Annotated in this window: 16 protein-coding genes; 13 read left to right on the plus strand and 3 right to left on the minus strand. The window is 47.2% G+C overall.

The genetic code is table 11. The annotated features are described in order from the left end of the window. Window positions 1-64: 64 nt before the first annotated feature. Window positions 65-631 (minus strand): GbsR/MarR family transcriptional regulator, encoded by a 567-nt coding sequence (locus ACFTRD_RS21260; RefSeq protein ID WP_379383487.1) that lies wholly within the window; start codon window positions 629-631, stop codon window positions 65-67. A 201-nt stretch (window positions 632-832) separates the two neighbouring features. On the opposite strand from ACFTRD_RS21260, the gene ACFTRD_RS21265 reads away from it, so the two are divergent. From ACFTRD_RS21265 to ACFTRD_RS21295, 7 genes are all read left to right on the plus strand, one after another. Continuing rightward, window positions 833-1,708: a carbohydrate ABC transporter permease gene (locus tag ACFTRD_RS21265; RefSeq protein WP_192271918.1), complete on the plus strand. Its 876-nt coding sequence runs from the start codon at window positions 833-835 to the stop codon at window positions 1,706-1,708. Next, the gene (locus ACFTRD_RS21270) at window positions 1,708-2,622 is read left to right on the plus strand and encodes a carbohydrate ABC transporter permease (RefSeq protein WP_379383490.1); all 915 of its coding nucleotides are present in this window, start codon (window positions 1,708-1,710) and stop codon (window positions 2,620-2,622) included. Before ACFTRD_RS21265 ends, ACFTRD_RS21270 begins: the two co-directional genes overlap by 1 nt. Window positions 2,623-2,656: 34 nt before the next feature. Continuing rightward, window positions 2,657-4,036 (plus strand): ABC transporter substrate-binding protein, encoded by a 1,380-nt coding sequence (locus ACFTRD_RS21275; protein WP_379383492.1) that lies wholly within the window; start codon window positions 2,657-2,659, stop codon window positions 4,034-4,036. Between the two features lie 87 nt (window positions 4,037-4,123). Beyond that, window positions 4,124-4,891, plus strand: a complete 768-nt coding sequence (locus tag ACFTRD_RS21280; protein WP_379383494.1) for an HAD family hydrolase — start codon at window positions 4,124-4,126, stop codon at window positions 4,889-4,891. Continuing rightward, window positions 4,888-5,223, plus strand: a complete 336-nt coding sequence (locus ACFTRD_RS21285) for a DMT family transporter (RefSeq protein WP_192271912.1) — start codon at window positions 4,888-4,890, stop codon at window positions 5,221-5,223. Before ACFTRD_RS21280 ends, ACFTRD_RS21285 begins: the two co-directional genes overlap by 4 nt. After that, entirely contained in the window at window positions 5,223-6,233 is a 1,011-nt protein-coding gene (locus tag ACFTRD_RS21290) for a metallophosphoesterase family protein (RefSeq protein WP_379383497.1), read from the plus strand. The genes ACFTRD_RS21285 and ACFTRD_RS21290 overlap by 1 nt, the downstream gene beginning before the upstream one ends. Before the next feature lie 403 nt (window positions 6,234-6,636). Further along, window positions 6,637-8,097 (plus strand): carboxylesterase/lipase family protein, encoded by a 1,461-nt coding sequence (locus ACFTRD_RS21295; protein WP_379383499.1) that lies wholly within the window; start codon window positions 6,637-6,639, stop codon window positions 8,095-8,097. 171 nt (window positions 8,098-8,268) lie between these two features. On the opposite strand, the gene ACFTRD_RS21300 is transcribed toward ACFTRD_RS21295, so the two are convergent. Then, entirely contained in the window at window positions 8,269-9,423 is a 1,155-nt protein-coding gene (locus tag ACFTRD_RS21300) for a VanZ family protein (protein ID WP_379383501.1), read from the minus strand. Between the two features lie 307 nt (window positions 9,424-9,730). Here ACFTRD_RS21300 and ACFTRD_RS21305 point away from each other — a divergent pair, with 307 nt between their 5' ends. From ACFTRD_RS21305 to ACFTRD_RS21325, 5 genes are all read left to right on the plus strand, one after another. After that, window positions 9,731-10,072: a zinc ribbon domain-containing protein YjdM gene (locus tag ACFTRD_RS21305; RefSeq protein ID WP_192271904.1), complete on the plus strand. Its 342-nt coding sequence runs from the start codon at window positions 9,731-9,733 to the stop codon at window positions 10,070-10,072. A 193-nt stretch (window positions 10,073-10,265) separates the two neighbouring features. Then, window positions 10,266-10,823 carry an RNA polymerase sigma factor gene (locus tag ACFTRD_RS21310; RefSeq protein WP_379383504.1) on the plus strand — a complete coding sequence of 186 codons (558 nt, stop codon included), beginning with the start codon at window positions 10,266-10,268 and terminating at the stop codon, window positions 10,821-10,823. Then, the gene (locus tag ACFTRD_RS21315) at window positions 10,780-12,441 is read left to right on the plus strand and encodes a DUF4179 domain-containing protein (protein WP_379383506.1); all 1,662 of its coding nucleotides are present in this window, start codon (window positions 10,780-10,782) and stop codon (window positions 12,439-12,441) included. Before ACFTRD_RS21310 ends, ACFTRD_RS21315 begins: the two co-directional genes overlap by 44 nt. A 489-nt stretch (window positions 12,442-12,930) precedes the next feature. Further along, a complete protein-coding gene (locus ACFTRD_RS21320) occupies window positions 12,931-13,743 on the plus strand; it encodes a class I SAM-dependent methyltransferase (protein WP_379383508.1) in 813 nt (270 codons plus the stop codon). A gap of 174 nt (window positions 13,744-13,917) precedes the next feature. Further along, window positions 13,918-14,979, plus strand: a complete 1,062-nt coding sequence (locus ACFTRD_RS21325) for an LLM class flavin-dependent oxidoreductase (RefSeq protein ID WP_192271896.1) — start codon at window positions 13,918-13,920, stop codon at window positions 14,977-14,979. 112 nt (window positions 14,980-15,091) lie between these two features. Here ACFTRD_RS21325 and ACFTRD_RS21330 read toward each other — a convergent pair whose 3' ends face one another. After that, entirely contained in the window at window positions 15,092-15,748 is a 657-nt protein-coding gene (locus tag ACFTRD_RS21330) for a TetR/AcrR family transcriptional regulator (protein WP_379383511.1), read from the minus strand. Between the two features lie 192 nt (window positions 15,749-15,940). Between ACFTRD_RS21330 and ACFTRD_RS21335 the strand changes: the two genes are divergently transcribed. Then, the gene (locus tag ACFTRD_RS21335) at window positions 15,941-16,756 is read left to right on the plus strand and encodes an SDR family NAD(P)-dependent oxidoreductase (protein WP_379383513.1); all 816 of its coding nucleotides are present in this window, start codon (window positions 15,941-15,943) and stop codon (window positions 16,754-16,756) included. Window positions 16,757-16,798 lie beyond the last annotated feature (42 nt).

Genomic DNA, 16,798 nt, shown 5'->3' on the forward strand with positions numbered 1-16,798 from the left:
TGAGCGGCTTTTTTAGTTTAACGAACGGAGTGAATGCTATTCATAATAAAGCGCAAACGCTGCATTAATCACTTTCATGCGGAGCGTCTTTGTAAAACGCGCCATCCCGCAGTTGATCTACAAATCCCTGTAACCAATTATAATACTGCTCGGCATGCTGAAGCTTATGCAGATCCCGCAAAGCCTCTTCCCGTTCCTCCGGCGGAGTTGTTCTGGCGAGAATAATCTCCGATAACTGCGGAATGACCTCCCGAAGGCTTTCCTGCATCACGTCGATTTCCCGTTGAAGCTTGGCCCCGAAGAAGTTCTGAAACGTACGGAAAAAGTTGGTTTCGGCCAGATACTGATCCTGACGTTCCCGCTTTTCCTCCAATTTATAAATCATCTGAGATTCGGTAAGAGAACGAACAGCGTAACTCATATTACTTTTGCTCATGTTCATGGACGTTTTCATCTCTTCCAGCGTCATGGGCCGATCTTCGAAGTACATAATGCCATACAGTTGGCCAAATGAATGATTGACTCCGTATAGATCCATCGTATTGGCAATCGCGCCAATCACTTTCTCCCTCAGCTCAGGCCGATAGGACGACGAAGAATGATTTTGGTCCTCGGCAGCTTCTTTTCCCACAATCTCACCTCTAGTATATGGATGGGACTCCCTGTTTTCATTTCATATTTTACATGACCTCCCGTTATTTTAACATAACCCGGAATTACATTTTTCAAATGTATTATACAATCATTTTTGTACAGAAGAGAATAAAGGGTGTTTGAAGGGTTGATTTTTAGAAAAATTAAATAAAATTTGGACGATTAGGAGTGTGCGGAATTGCGTGTGAAACTATGGAGGGAGACAGAAGCGGTTCTCTTCACCCTTCCTGCCCTTATCCCATTACTCATTTTCTGGCTGGGGCCCTTGGGATACATTGTATATCTGAGTTTTACGGATTGGGACTTCATGAGTCCTGACAAATTATTCGTCGGTTTGGATAACTACAGCTATCTGCTAACCAATTCTGAATTTTACCGTTCATTAAAAGTTACGCTGTTGTTCGGTCTTGGAAGTGTCGTGCCCACGATCGTTGGTGGATTGGCGTTGGCACTGCTCATGAACAGCAAGATTAAATCCTCCGGTCTGTTCAGGACGCTTCTTTTCTCCCCTTGGGTGACCCCGACTGTCGCGGTTTCCATTGCGTGGTCCTGGATTTTCGAGCCGGAAGTGGGGCTTGCTAATCTGTTGCTTGGCTGGGTCGGGATTTCCCCGATCGGCTGGCTGAGAGATGCAAACTGGGCACTGGTAGCTGTTCTCATCGTCACGCTGTGGAAATCGATCGGCTGGTCCATGGTATTCTACCTGGTCGCATTGCGTAATCTGCCATCCGATTTGCTTGAAGCAGCATCGATTGATGGGGCAGGCAGCTGGGACAAGTTCCGAAGCATTACACTGCCGTTAATCTCGCCAACTACGTTTTTTCTGTCCATCATCCTGACGATCCAGTCGCTTCAGGCCTACGACCAGATCAACGTGATGACTCAAGGGGGACCGGCTGGATCAACAAGGACGCTGCTCTATATGTATTATCAATCTGCATTTGAATCCTTCAATGTAGGCGAGGCTTCTTCCATCGCCGTTGTTATTATTCTGATCTGCGTTCTGCTGTCAGGGGTATCCTTCCTGCTCGGCCGACGCCTGGTGCACTACTGATGAACATGACCGCTCTAAGCAAACAAACCAGAAAAGATAATAGTCGTGAGGAAGCGCAGAAACGGAAGATCCCTAGTGGGGGAAAAGGATTTGCCACCGCACTCCGTTATTTGCTGCTTGCCCTGATCAGTCTGACGATGGCATTTCCGTTCTACTGGATGGTCATTAGCGGTTTCAAGACCAATGATGAGATCTGGCAGTTCCCGCCAACCTTCTGGCCCGAAACGTTCCGCTGGAACAATTATGTGGATGCGTGGCAGTCTGCGCCATTTTTCCGCTACATTTTGAACAGCACAGGGGTAGCGGCAGCGATATGTCTGATCCAGGTCATCAACTCAAGCATGATGGCTTACGCACTTACCCATATGCGTTTTCGCATGAAAGGGGTACTCACCGGATTGATCCTGGTAGGCTACATGATTCCGAGTACAGCTGTTTATCTGCCCAGTTATCTGGTGCTCAGCGAGCTTAAATTGCTGGATTCCTATACCGGACTGATTGTGTCCAACTGTGTCAGTGTGTTCTCCATCTTCCTGATCCGTCAGGCATTCATGCAGGTGTCTCACGAACTGGTGGAAGCCGGACAGTTGGATGGAGCGTCACACTTCCGCATTCTGTGGACCATTATGACGCCGCTGGTTCGTTCGTCGTTTGCCGTGATGGTGTTGATTACATTCATTGACCAGTACAACAACTATTTCTGGCCAATGCTTATTACCAAAGACCCGAATCTGCAATTGGTATCCGCAGGTCTGCGCAGCTTTTTCGTGGAAGGTGGAGCCTACGGTCTGGCATGGCCGCAGATCATGGCTGCCAGTGCCTTTACCATTGCACCGCTGCTTATCCTTTTCCTGTTTACCCAGAAAACGATCATGCAGAGTGTGAATATTACTGCCGGCGTGAACAAGAACTGATTTTCACAACATACTTTATATAGGAGGAATCAAAATGAAATTGGGTCAAGCGAGTATGAAATGGCGGAACAAATTAAAGCTCAGGTGGAGAGGGGGCATGTCACTGGTACTGGCTGCAAGTTTCGCCCTGATCACTGCATGTGGTTCCTCGGCCGATAGCGGCACAGGCAAGGGTTCAGAAGCAGCAGCGGCGAATGGAGCTGATTCTGCATCAAGTAGTCCGGTAGAAATTGAGTTCTGGTATGGTCTGGGTGGTAACCTGGGCGATAACATGAAGAAGACAATTGATGCCTTCAATGCATCCCAGAGTGAGGTTGTTGTGAAAGGGATTGTACAAGCAGACTACACGGAGACTGAACAGAAGCTTCAGGCTGCCATTGCCTCGAAAAAAGTACCTGCCGCTGTACTAAGCTCCAATATCGACTGGGCACGCAAAGGGTATTATGCATCTCTGGATGAGCTGATCGCTGCCGATCAGAGCTTTAACAAGGAAGACTACGTGCAGACCTTCCTGGAGCAGGGGAAAGTAGACGGCAAGCAGTATTTCTTACCGATGTATGGAACAACTCAGATCATGTATTACCGTATGGATGCGCTGAAAGAGAATCATATCGATCCTGCAACTCTGACGACGTGGGAGGCACTTGCTGAAGCGGCAGCGAAGATGAGCAAGCAGGAGAATGGCAAGACAACCTTCTATGGTTGGGAGCCGATGTGGGGTAGCGATAACATGATCGACGCCGTGCTGGGTAAGGGCGGGAAAATTCTGAGTGATGATGGCAAGACCGTAATGATTGATTCACCGGAATGGGTAGAGACGTGGGAGTTGTTCCGCAAGTGGATTAATGAGGACAAGACCATGGGAATTCATTTTGGCGGCCAAGGCTGGGAGTACTGGTACAAAACGATTGATGATGTCATGAAAAATAAAGCAGCCGGATACACCGGCTCCAGCGGTGATCAGGGAGATCTGGATTTCAGTATCGTTGCAGCCATGGAACAACCGGGCTGGGAAGGTGTAGGCCAAGGCAAACCTGTAGCGAGTGCCATCATGGCAGGCATCCCGGCTGTAGCAAGTCCGGAACAGCAGCAAGCAGCCTATAAGTGGCTGACGTATTTCTCGGAAACAGCCAATACAGCAGCATGGTCCATGAACACAGGTTACATTGCGGTTCGTCAATCTGCTCAGGAAGATCCTACATTCAAAACGTTCAGTGAAGAGAACCCGCAAATCAAGGTTCCACTGCAGCAGGCTTCCCATGCTTCGGCTCCTTTCCAGGACCCGACCGGAGGCAAAATCAATGATGCGCTGAAGGATGCAGCAGATCAGGTACAGATTAATAACATTCCAGCAGCACAAGCACTGAAAGAAGCTAAGGAAAAGGCTCAAAAAGAATTGGATCGTGTGAAATAACAAGGGAAACAAGCTTATCTTGGAGGAGCGGTGCAGACATGTACCGCTTTTCTGACCTAGTAATTCAGCAGACAAGGAGCGTAATCGATGCCCGAATTAACGCTGGGGAGCCTTTCGACCCCAATTGAGGCTATTTTGTTTGACAAGGATGGGACATTGCTTGATTTTACAGCCATGTGGGGCTTCTGGACCGATCGTGTGATGGAGAACTTCCGGGAGGAGCTTGCTGCCCGTGGTCTTCCATTCAATTCAGCAGAGATTCCTCACATATGGGGAACATTCCATGATGAGCAGGGACGAATGAACGGCTATGATGTGCGAGGACCCCTTGCCATGGGAACGATGGAGGAAGTCTACGCCGTATTGACCTGGCATGGTTACCGTGCAGGATTAAGCTGGGCGGAAGCGAAAATAATCGTGAGGGAATGCCTGCTACAGGCAGAATACGCCATGAATAAGGAACGCCCTGCTCAGCCCCTCCCAGGCGTCCTTGCCTTTCTTGAGCAGTGCCGAAGCAAGGGAATGAAAATGGGCGTTGTCACAGCAGATGAGACAGAAAATGCCCTAAGTCATTTGAAGTGGATGGGTATTGAATCTTTTTTCACCGTAGTTGTAGGAACGGATCAGGTAGGACGAGGAAAGCCGTTTCCTGACATGTTGTTGCTGGCGTGTGAGCGTCTGGGTGTACCTACTGCAAGAGCTGTCGTGATCGGCGATACGGATGGTGATATGGAGATGGCACGCGCTGCGGGGGCTGCCTGGAAGATTGCTGTCGGTGAACCTGCTCATATCAAGCTTGCGGATCTTACGGTTCGTTCATTTCATGAATTGCTGGAAGTCGAGGTAAGTCGATGACGAGTCATTCGTATACGGGATGGATACTGCTTGCCCTGGCGATTGGATTGGAGCTCAGCGGTACCATTCTGATGAGGGTCTCGGATGGTTTTACCCGATTATGGCCATCCATTTTTATGTTTGCCTGTTATGGAGCGAGCTTTACACTGTTGAATTTTGCTGTGAAGTATATGCCGCTTGGTGTTGCTTATGCCATCTGGTCGGGCGTAGGCATTACATTGATTGGGATCGTGGGACATTACTTTCTGGGAGAACGTCTGAAGGCGATGTCGATCGTCTGGATGGGCTTCATTCTGATTGGCATTATTGGACTGAAATGGAGTGATTCCTGATGGGAAATGAAAATAAACACGAACAGCCGTTAGTCAGCTTTCAGGTCATCACTGACACTCATGTGAGAGAGCAGGCTGATCATATCCATAACCGTCATCTGGAGAGCGCGCTGGAAGACATCGCAACATATAGCCATGGAAGCAGTGGAATTATGCACGTGGGCGATGTGACCGACCGTGGACTACCGCAAGAATACCAGGAGTTGCGGCGTATATTGCAGGCTCAAGGCGATTCACTGCCTCCAATACGTTACACCCTAGGTAATCATGATATAGGAGCCATTCTATGGGGAGATCCGCCGTTGAACCTAACCACAATGACCCAGCATGAGGTGGGTGAGGTGCTGGGGCATTCAGAGAATATGGGACAAAGAGAGGCCCAAGATATTGAGAAACCGCAGGAATCCATTTCAGTAGAAGAATTATGGCAGAAGCGGTTGAACGATTTTACAGCAACTACAGGGATGAGCGGATCGTACCACGACCACTGGATCAACGGTTATCATTATATCTTTCTGGGTACGGAGCAGCCTCATCCGAAAGATTGTGATATGTCTGTCGCTCAACTGCAATGGCTGGAAATGAAATTGTCGGAGCAAGCTTTGCCTGAGCAGCCGATATTCGTATTTCTCCATCAACCGCTAATGGATACGGTGGCGGGTTCCATGAAGGAACAGGGTTGGTATGGCGTGAATCAGGACGCAGCATTAAAGGCTGTTCTAAGTCGTTATCCGCAGGTCATCCTCTTCTCCGGGCACACCCATTGGCAATTGGAGGCCCAGCGTACCATGTACGAAGGTAAAGGACAGATGCCAACGATGTTTAATGCCTCTTCCGTAGCTTATCTCTGGACCGATGAGGATGAGCATCTGGAGGGAAGTGAGAGTTTACAGGTGGACGTATACGGTGATCGCGTTGTCGTTAAGGGGCGTGACCATGTGACGGGCAGCTGGATTGAAGGCACGGAATATACGGTTCATTATCCGGTAAAAGTAAACGGCGGTACTTGATCCATTCATCGGGAAAAGTTGATAAAGTCAGATCAAGGTGCAATGTATGCCCTCATCCTTTCTTTTCATTGCAGGATGTCCATAAGCAGGGCAGCAATAGAAGACTTCGCTCGTTAATTGAAGCGAAGTCTTTATTATGGATGTAAAAGTTCCACGTGAAACGTAGTGGTAAAGGTGGATTAGGGTAAACTTGTAAATGGGTCTTGCTGGGATTTATACTCAAATAAGTGGAAACGCGCCTGTCAGTACATATGTGAGGACGTTGAAGCAATGAAAGTTACTCTTCCTGTACGTTTTAATAAACACATAGCCAGGGTTTCAAGTCAGCACAAAGTTACACTCGGATCTGAGCAACCCAGTCGTCAGCCGGAACTATCGATCAGTAGAGAGGATGTATATGCGCATGAAGGAACTTCAAGTGAACACTAGATATGGCACGGTTCAAGGAGAGCTTCTGCATGGAGCGAGTGTATGGAAAGGCATTCCCTATGCCAAGCCACCCGTGGGTGAATTACGCTTTCAGGCTCCGGTACCACCCGAGTCTTGGGATGGAGTCAGAGAGGCGAAGCAATTCGGCCCTGAAAATATACAACCAAGAAATCCTCAAACCGAGGGCATATCCGGACAGCCTCCGGTGGAATCGGAAGATAGTCTTTATCTGAATATCTGGGCACCTGAAAAAGAAAGCCATGATGCACTTCCTGTGATGGTATGGATTCATGGTGGGTCATTCGTCTCAGGCGCTGGCAGCCAGCCGATGTACGATGGAACACAACTTGTTCTGCGCGGAGAGGTTATCGTTGTGACAATCAACTACCGCCTGGGACCACTCGGTTTCCTGCATCTGGCTCCGCTTGGAGAAGGCTTTGCATCCAATGTGGGTTTACTGGATCAGATTGCTGCACTGCAATGGGTACAGGACAACATCGAGGCTTTTGGCGGTGACTCGCGTAACGTCACTGTATTTGGAGAATCTGCGGGCAGCATGAGTATTGCGGCTTTGATGGCGATGCCAGCAGCCAAGGGATTGTTCCATCGTGCCATTATGCAAAGTGGAGCTTCACAGGTTGTGCCAGCAGAGCAGGCTTCAGCCATTCGTGATGGCATGCTGAAAGCACTGGGTGTAACACCAGACGACCTGCAACAACTCAAAACCATGCCAGTGGAACAAATTATCGCTGCTGGCGAGACGGTCAAACAACAAAGCGGTGCAGGCATGGCCCTGTTGTTCCAGCCCGTACTGGATGGAGTTACACTTCCGAAGTCACCTCTCCAGGCAGTAGAAGAGGGCGCGGCACAGAATATTCCTGTACTGATCGGAACCACTTTGCATGAAGGATCGTTGTTCATTCAGCCCCATGTGCCATATTCCGAAGAGATCGACATGGTGAAGGCGGTTGATTTCATGACACCTGATCTGGAGAACCGGGCTGCCATTGCGGACAGTTATCCCAAGACTGCAGATGGTCAGGCCCAAGTGATGACGGATCTGTTCTTCTGGCGCTCGGCTGTGCAATATGCGGCAGCTCAGCAGAAGCATGCACCTGTATGGATGTATCGGTTCGATTGGGTCATGCCGGAGCATCCGCTGTTGCAAAAATCAATTCATAGCATCGATATTTTCTTTGCTTTTAATACATTGCCTGTATTGAAGTTTATGAATGCCGAACCGGATGACGCCGCAGCAGAACTGGCAGGTAAGGTGCAGGATGCATGGATTTCATTTGCCAAGCAGGGCAAGCCAGAGACAGCGGGAATAGATTGGTCTGCTTATGAGGACAACCGGGCTACGCTGATTTTCAATCATGAAGTGCAGTTGGTTCATGACCCTGATGCTTCCAAACGTGAGCTGCTGGGGCTATAGTTCGATCCCATCGGGACTTTATCTTATATAGTCAAAAGATGTGCCTTGTCATTGGTTGACGAGGCACACCTTTTGTTATGAGGGGATCGAACCTGTCGACTTTAACGACGGTCCGCTATGGTACTATTTTTCATCTGTACCTGTGTGCTGTGAATTGTGTGAGTCCAAAGTTTACTTTCGGGATGCTTTTGTATTGGATACCACATCACAATAGAATGCTCGTTTGCCTCGGGAGAATAGCACTACCATGACATGAATGAACAATACCAAGAGAACCAGCACATGCAAACCAACAATGCCGACAGAAAGCCATATTTTGTAGGGCTGGAGCATCGCATTTTCGTTTAAGAAAGCATACTCATTTATCATTTGAGCAATGGTCACAAACAGCCAAGGGGCGTAAAGTGCAAGCAATCTTTTGAACAGGGAAGTGCTGGAAGGCTCGCCAGTCCGTTGATCAACATATCTGAATCGCATCAGGGCTGAACCTGGTGTTTTGCCTTCTTTCAGGGATGGGATAAAGAAAAATACAAACAGCATCGCGATCATGGTATTTAACATAATGGTCATGGCATTTGTATGGGTCAGATTGAAAGTAGACATTAAATTGGTTGCAAACACAACAACTACACTATCGATAATGAGCGCGAGCAGTTGGGCTACAGGGTAGACCTTGTTTTGTTCGAGGATTTGTTCGCTTTTCGCCTGAATACTTGCACGAGACGGGAATAAGGCAAGTACGATGGGTGCTGCAAAAAAACCGAGTACCGTTCCTGAAGTATTCAGCAGAAGGTCATCCACGTCAAACAACCGATACGGGCAATCGTAATAACCGTAGAAGCCGGTGATCTGGGTAATCTCAAAGAACAGAGACAAGCCGAATCCGCTTAACAAGGCCTGCTTCCAGTACGATCTCTTTTGCCAAAAATACCGGATGTACACACCAAGCGGCATGAGAAGCATGACGTTAAACAGAACTTGCAGAAAAGCTCTGCCCTGAATCATCCCCATATAACTGGAAGGCTGAGACCAGACGATTGGTGTTTCTTTCATAATATCTTTCACAAAGGTGAATGGAACAAGGTTGTAATAAACCGTATCGGCTGCTTGCTGTGCACATGTATTACGAGTGGTCGGGAAAGGAAGAATAACCAGACAGTATGCAGCCAGCAGGTAGAAAATAAATGAAAAGCTGACGGCAAATCGCGACCAGCTAAAAAATCCATCTTTTCGATATCCGTAGATTAACCAAGGAACCAGCAAAAACATGGCGATAATGACAAAAATCAAGAATGCCGTTTGGACAGGAAATATATAGGGTGACATAAGCAGAAACTCCTTCTAATCGGAAATGTATATCAGCAATTCGTGTGAGACACGACTTATAAGATAGTAACTTGTTGTGATGATCTACAATTGTTCTTCTGGAACTTCAGTATAAGGGGCCTTCCTTAAATCAGGGGGCGGGGCAATCTTAAATTTAGTTTAAAATCGATTAACCTCTTCCATTTTGTATTAACATGGAGCTGTAGAGATGATAAGGCGATACATAATAAGTCCTCCGGTGGAACAATGGACTGCGATCCCGTATACTTGCGAGGAAGCCACAAAATGAATGGAGAGTTTAATACATATGTCTAATTTGCCTAACTGCCCCAAATGTAATTCCGAATACACGTACGAGGACGGTAATTTGTTGGTATGTCCAGAGTGTGCGCACGAATGGGCGCCAGCGTCTGAACAAGAGAGTGCAGAAGAAACGAAAGTCGTACGTGATTCGAATGGTAATGTCCTGAATGATGGCGATACCGTTACGGTCATTAAGGATCTGAAGGTGAAAGGCAGCTCGCTGGTGGTTAAGCAGGGTACCAAAGTCAAAAACATCCGTCTGATTGACGGTGACCATGACATCGACTGCAAAATCGACAGTCTGGGCGCGATGAAGCTGAAGTCCGAGTTTGTGAAAAAAATCTAGCAAATCTCCTTTAGGGGAGCTGGATTGCCATGTTACTGGCCTTGTTTTAAGCCATAAAGAACGTTCATTTCTGCAATGCTGTGGAAGTGAAGGTTCTTTTTTGTTGTGTGGAGAAAGGGTAAGAATGAACCTTTGAAGGATCGGCTTTGTCTATAGATTTGAAAAGGCGGATGCAGAGAGAGGAGGTAAGCTTTTGAACGAAAGGGAATTGTTTGAAATGTACAACAAGGATGTGTACCGAACCTGTTACTACATGCTCCATCATGCTCAGGATGCAGAAGATGTATGCCACGATGTCTTTATTACGGTGTTTCGTCAGGATTGGCAGAAGGTTGAGTATATGAAGACATGGCTGATGAGAATTACGGTGAATCATTGTCTTAACTTTCTGAAGAAGGAACGCACAGCCAAGCAGCGGGAGAAAAAGCAGTTTATTCTCACGCCTCAACGAACCGCTGATCCGGTTGATACGTTGATCGAGCATGTGGAGGAGTCCGAGGTCTGGGCACAATGGGTTCATGAGCTGCCTGAGAAGATACGTTCAGCGATTCTGCTGCGTTATATGAATGAATTAAGTTTATCCGAAGCTGCAGAGATTCTGGAAGTACCCCTGGGCACGGTGAAGTCAAGAGTTTATAAGGGAATTCGATTGCTTAGGAAAAAATGGGATCAAGCGAGAAAGCAACATCAGAAAGGGGAAATGTATAGTGAAGCATACGGAAAATCTGTTGTCTCGTCATCTGAAAAATGATGCAGATATTCGCTATCCCGATTTCGATGCCATGTGGGATCAGATAGGGCAGGATCGGGAGCGTTGCCCTGAACTTCATGTATCAGAGAATAAAGCACATGTGCCACAACACTTCAAATGGAAAAAGACTGCATTGATCGGAACCGCTGCAGTTATTCTCATGGCGACGCCGGTATATGCAGCAGTCCACTATAATTGGGGTGATCTTTTAAATCACCGCAGTGGTATCCAGAATGCCATGCAAAAGGAGCTTGGACAGAAACTGAATCAGTCCGTGACAGAAAAAGGGGTAACATTAACTCTGGATACAGCCTTTTCCGATGATAATCGCACAGTTATTTTGTATACACTGGACCCTGGTAAGTATAAAGGTGATACCGTAAGATTCCCTTCTATTGGCCTGCGGGATGAGAGCGGCAAGCTAATTGAAGGGAGATACTACCATGTTCCTGATCAGACTGATGGCAAGTTTAAAGGGTATTTTGAGACAGAGTGGACGCCATCAGGAAAAGAAGCGAATGTTGACTTCACGGTAGGTGGAATCCAAATACTGGCTCCGGAAGAAAAAGAAATTACCCTAGATCTTTCTCAGCAGCAATCACAGGTGTTCAATATCAACAAGGATGGTTTGGGTAAACTTGTAGTTAGCGCATTCAACGAGAAGGAAAATAAGATGATGTTGTCTACATCATTAACCTTTGATCAGCTGGAGGTTCGTGACTATGCCTTTCCTTATTTGAAGATATACGATCAGAAAGGTCAGACGTTGGAGGAGAATGCACCGAGTATAAACGGTAAGCCTGGAGAACATGGTGAATATATATCAGAACAGTTCTATAACCTGAAGACGTTGAAGCAACAAGCATCATCTTATGTACTGGCTTACAGTAAAGAAGAAGGCAAAATGGATCAATCGCTGGATATTGGTATTCGTCTGGATAAGACAGAAATGCTTAGTGGTACGAGTAAACGAGTGCTGAATATCCCTCTGGATCAGCAATCGGATGAAGTGATCGTTAAGGAAACCATCATTACACCTACCCAAATCAGGGTGACCCTTGCTCATGATGAACCGTTCTTGCAACTACCCTATTTGAGATACACACTTGATGTGAATGGCGCCCAGCTAGATGGAGGAGTGTGGCTGTCAGAGGATTCGAAGCATGAAGCGGAACTACGTTTTGAAGTGAGCGCTGGTCTGGAAATCAATCCAGATACACCAATGACCCTTCATGCCCATCATAAAGTTCATTATTTTGAGGGTGAATTTGAGCCAGTTACATTATCCGCGATTAGTGAGAAACCACAGCAACTTGATTCAAATCTGGGCGGTTCTTTAATCCATTGGACATATTACCGCAAGGACGGGGATTTGTACGTGGAGAGATATAGTGATGATCTGCATTTTGGTGGAATTAATCAAACCTATACGATCCAGAAGGGCAAACGAAGTTATGGTACTCCGGCCAAAACTCAATTTGCCGGTGATGGAAAAAACCTGGGTATTGATCGCTATGAGAAGTACACATCGGATACGGCAATCGTATATCCTTGGATGTACAGCACTGAGGAGCCTGATCGTGAAGTGACTGTGCAACTGGAAGAGAAAACGAAATAGAGCTGCTTGGCGTATTTGAGGAAAGAAAAAGATCTGTAACTCATTGGAAAACAAGAGTTGACAGGAAATATTTTGAAGTAATATACTGGATAAAATTTAACAGTCAAACGCAATGATCAGGAGCATTAAGGTTCAAGGTTTGGTCCAGAGAACTGTCGATTTGGTGCAAGGCAGTCCAATCTTCCCCAACTCACCTGTGAGCAGCAGAATCGAAAAGCAGTTACGTGAGTATCGTCATTGTTCAGCGAACGAAGGGCTGGATGTTGAGAATGATGAGATATACTGACTTCATGTAGATTCTGACGGTTAACCTCCGTCATCAGGTCCTGAGATGTTATGGCAGGATAGGTTGGAGCATGTCATTTCCAATCCTGTTCATGGCAAGAAGAGTGGTACCGCGAAGGTCAGACCTGTCGCCTCTTAGTTGAGGCGGCAGGTTTTTATTTTTTTTGTATGACTTTAATGTTGAGAAAAGGCAGGTGCAGAATCATGGAAAGATCACGTGTGATTGAGTATTATTCCAGATTTGACGAGTGGGGAAGGTTGGACCGGGAACCGCTGGAGTTCATCATTAACATGCATTATATCCGAGAGTCACTTCCGGCAACCGGACTTGTGCTGGACAATGGCGCAGGACCCGGAAAATATGCGATGGAGCTTGCCAGGCTTGGATACCGTGTCACGCTGTCAGACCTGACCCCTGCATCTGTGGATATGGCCCGACAGAAGGCAAAGGAAATGGATTTGACACAGCAGTTTGACGGATTTCATGTATTGGATGCGACCCATCTGAACGGTATTGCAGATGAGACATATGATGCGTCTCTGATGCTGGGGCCACTGTATCATTTGCAGACAGAAGAAGAGCGGGTGGCTGCGGTACGGGAGCTGCATCGGGTGACCAAGCGTGGGGGAACCGTGTACGTAGCGATGCAGAGCCGGATGCGAATGGGCATTACATCGTTGCAATTTCCGCAGCAATGGAAACCACATGATCACATGAAAGCCATCCGGTCTTTTATGGAAAAGGGGATATTCGATCATTCGGATCAAGGAAGGTTTACGGGCGCATACTATTTTAACATTCAGGATATTAACCCATATATGGAGAAGCACGGATTTGAGACGGTAGACCTGATCGGATCGTCCAGTCTGAGGTCGATGCTCACCGAAGAGCAGCAGCAATATTGGAAAGAACGCGGAGAATACGATGAACTGATCCAGTACATGATTGAGGCAGCCAAAGACCCGTCGATATTGGGAATCTCATCTCATCTGCTGTACATTGGTAGAAAGAAATAATCATGAAATTATTGGTTTTTGAGAAGAATATGTCACGAAAGTGCCCTCTGGATAACAGGGGGCACTTGTATTTTTCATCAAAATAGTTCAATATTAAGATAAATAACAAAAGGTGATCTACTTACAATAGGTTAGATGAACGGCGGATCGCTTCATAACAGGGAGGAACAGACAATGGAAATTGGAATCAGTACATTTGTGGAGACGAACCCGGATGTAAAAACAGGAGAACTTATAAGTCATGCGCAGCGTATTCGGGACGTCGTAGAAGAGATTGTTTTGGCAGATCAGGTGGGGCTGGATGTATATGGCGTGGGAGAACATCATCGTGCCGACTATGCCGCTTCATCACCAGCTGTCATTCTGGCAGCAGCAGCTTCACAAACCAAGCGCATTCGGCTGACCAGTGCAGTGACCGTTTTGTCTTCGGCTGATCCGGTACGGGTATTTCAGGATTTTGCAACATTGGACGGCATTTCGAATGGGCGTGCGGAGATTATGGCAGGACGGGGTTCGTTTATTGAATCCTTCCCTTTGTTCGGCTACGATCTGAATGACTACGATGAACTATTCGACGAGAAATTGGATTTGCTACTCAAACTGCGCGATTCTGAAAAGGTAACCTGGGAAGGCAAACACCGCCCTTCCTTTAACAATCTGGGCATCTATCCGCGCCCCGTACAGGAGAAGCTGCCCGTATGGATCGGCAGTGGCGGTAACCAGGAATCCGTTGTCCGCGCAGGTCTGCTTGGATTACCGCTGGTACTCGCCATTATTGGTGGTCGCCCCGTTCAATTCGCACCACTGGTAGAGTTGTACAAAAAAGCAGCAGCACATGCAGGCCACGACGCTTCCAAACTGACTGTGGCTTCTCACTCTCATGGGTTCATTGCAGATACAACCGATGAGGCGGTAGAGAAATTCTTCCCGCCAGCTCAGGCTACAATGAATATGTTGGGCCGGGAACGTGGCTGGGGACACTATAGCCGTGCAACCTTTGACGCGGCACGAAGTCTCGAAGGAGCACTGTATGTGGGTGATGTGGATACGGTGGCTGAGAAAATTATTTACCTGCGCAAAGAAGTCGGTATTACCCGCTTCATGTTACACACCCCCCTCGGTACAATGCCGCATGAGGATGTCATGAGAGCCATAGAGTTGCTCGGTAAAGAGGTAGCACCGAAAGTTCGTGCTGAAATCTCGCGTTGGGAAGCTGAGAACGAAGTTGCGCGTTAATTGACAACGTAAATTCCTTTTATATCTAGTTAAGAAAGAAGGAGCAGGTCTTCATCGCATTACGGTGAAGTGCCTGCTCCTTCTTTCGTTTACTTTTCAATTCCTGGCTTAACTATTTGGAAGATGCTCCAACAAGGGAGAGTAAAACCATGGACAACGTATGATCATATAGTCTTTTGGCGGCTTCCTCACTCTCAATATGACCTCCCAGGTACAAATGGATGACACCATGCAGGGGGGCCCAGATCATACGGACTGCAAGCAGGGGGTCATTCTCCTGAAGCATTCCCTGCTCAATTGCAGCCACAACCAAGGCCGTAATTTGTTTAAGGGCTGTCGCTGTACCTTGCAGACTCTCTTCATCCGGTTTGAATTCTGCAAATGAACCACCAAACATGAGCTGATAGAAGCTGGATTGTGATATCCCGAAATTCCAGTACGCATAAGCGAGATCGCGAAAAAAATTCTCAAATGATGCTTGCTCAGGTACAGATTCAAACGATTGGGACAGGAGGGTACACCCCTCCAAGTATAGGTATTTGGCTAACCCCTCTTTCTTGCCGAAGAGGTTATATATAATTTTGGTCGAGCACTCCATGCGTTCTGCCACACGCCTTACCGTGACAGCTTCGGGACCGTGCTCTTGCAGCAAGGCTGCAGCGGCATGCACGATATTCTGGCGCAGATTTTCGGAGTGCTGAAGTCTGGCTTCTTGAAAGGTAGTGACCGTGTGAGCGGATTCTTTGGAACCCGAATTGTTGTCTTTCATCTATATCATCCTCATACATCCATATTGTTGTTTAACGGAAACCTTGTTTCTTATCGTCATTCTACTGTTTTACGCTGGAAATCGTCAAATGTTCAAAAGCAGTTGACAGGAAGAAGACAAAAGGGTACGATGATTTCATTAGGAAACAATGTTTCCAATAAAAAACGAGTGTTCTGAAAAGGTGGATGAGATATGAAGCAGGTTCAAAATCAATGGGTACTCATTACAGGAGCTTCTTCAGGAATTGGGCAGACTTTTGCATTGGAAATGGCATCAAAAGGGAAACATGTGGTCTTGGTCGCCCGATCAGAGTCCAAGCTGCGTCAACTGGCAGAGCGCATTGAACGAACCTATCAAGTGAAGGCGGAAGTCATTGTAGCGGATTTATCCCAAGCGGATGCACCACAACGTGTTTATGAGGAATGTAAGAATCGGGGCATACAGGTCCATACATTAATCAACAATGCGGGATTTGCTACGCATGGAATATTTGAACAGGTGGATGGAGCACGGCAGCAGGAAGAGATTATGCTGAATGTACTCGCGGTTATGAACATGACCCATCTATTCCTGCCAAGCATGCTGCAAAAGCGGAGTGGTACCATCATTAATGTCTCTTCTACGGCTGCTTTTCAACCTGATCCATACATGGCTGTATATGGGGCTACGAAATCCTTCGTCCTTTCTTTTACAGAGTCGTTGTATGAAGAGAACAGGAAACGTGGCGTGCAGTTCCTAGCACTATGTCCCGGAGCAACAGAGACCTCATTCTTTGACGTAGTAGGAGCCGAAGAGGCCTCGGTAGGCAAACGGGATACGCCCGAGCATGTTGTGGAAGTGGCGATGAAGGCATTGGAGTCAGGCAAGCCGTATGCTGTGCCAGGGGCCTCCAATTACTGGACGGCCCAGTTGGCCCGCCTTATGCCGCGCAGACAAATGCTGCGGGTTGTAGGGGGCATGCTTCAACCTCGTTCGAAGAGCAGTAAGCCGCAAAAGGCCCGGGTATAAACGTGCAAACCAAAAGACGCTACCAGAGAGGGAATGCTCACT

This window comes from Paenibacillus sp. NPDC056933 (genome assembly GCF_042674385.1).
Taxonomy (GTDB): Bacteria; Bacillota; Bacilli; order Paenibacillales; family Paenibacillaceae; genus Paenibacillus.

Bases quoted from the DNA above. Each gene is read 5' to 3' on its own strand.
- ACFTRD_RS21320 (WP_379383508.1), top strand. From the start codon at position 12,931: ATGGAAAGATCACGTGTGATTGAGTATTATTCCAGATTTGACGAGTGG.
- ACFTRD_RS21295 (WP_379383499.1), top strand. From the start codon at position 6,637: ATGAAGGAACTTCAAGTGAACACTAGATATGGCACGGTTCAAGGAGAG.
- ACFTRD_RS21275 (WP_379383492.1), top strand. From the start codon at position 2,657: ATGAAATTGGGTCAAGCGAGTATGAAATGGCGGAACAAATTAAAGCTC.
- ACFTRD_RS21300 (WP_379383501.1), bottom strand. From the start codon at position 9,423: ATGTCACCCTATATATTTCCTGTCCAAACGGCATTCTTGATTTTTGTC.
- ACFTRD_RS21290 (WP_379383497.1), top strand. From the start codon at position 5,223: ATGGGAAATGAAAATAAACACGAACAGCCGTTAGTCAGCTTTCAGGTC.
- ACFTRD_RS21270 (WP_379383490.1), top strand. From the start codon at position 1,708: ATGAACATGACCGCTCTAAGCAAACAAACCAGAAAAGATAATAGTCGT.
- ACFTRD_RS21330 (WP_379383511.1), bottom strand. From the start codon at position 15,748: ATGAAAGACAACAATTCGGGTTCCAAAGAATCCGCTCACACGGTCACT.
- ACFTRD_RS21305 (WP_192271904.1), top strand. From the start codon at position 9,731: ATGTCTAATTTGCCTAACTGCCCCAAATGTAATTCCGAATACACGTAC.
- ACFTRD_RS21325 (WP_192271896.1), top strand. From the start codon at position 13,918: ATGGAAATTGGAATCAGTACATTTGTGGAGACGAACCCGGATGTAAAA.
- ACFTRD_RS21285 (WP_192271912.1), top strand. From the start codon at position 4,888: ATGACGAGTCATTCGTATACGGGATGGATACTGCTTGCCCTGGCGATT.
- ACFTRD_RS21280 (WP_379383494.1), top strand. From the start codon at position 4,124: ATGCCCGAATTAACGCTGGGGAGCCTTTCGACCCCAATTGAGGCTATT.
- ACFTRD_RS21335 (WP_379383513.1), top strand. From the start codon at position 15,941: ATGAAGCAGGTTCAAAATCAATGGGTACTCATTACAGGAGCTTCTTCA.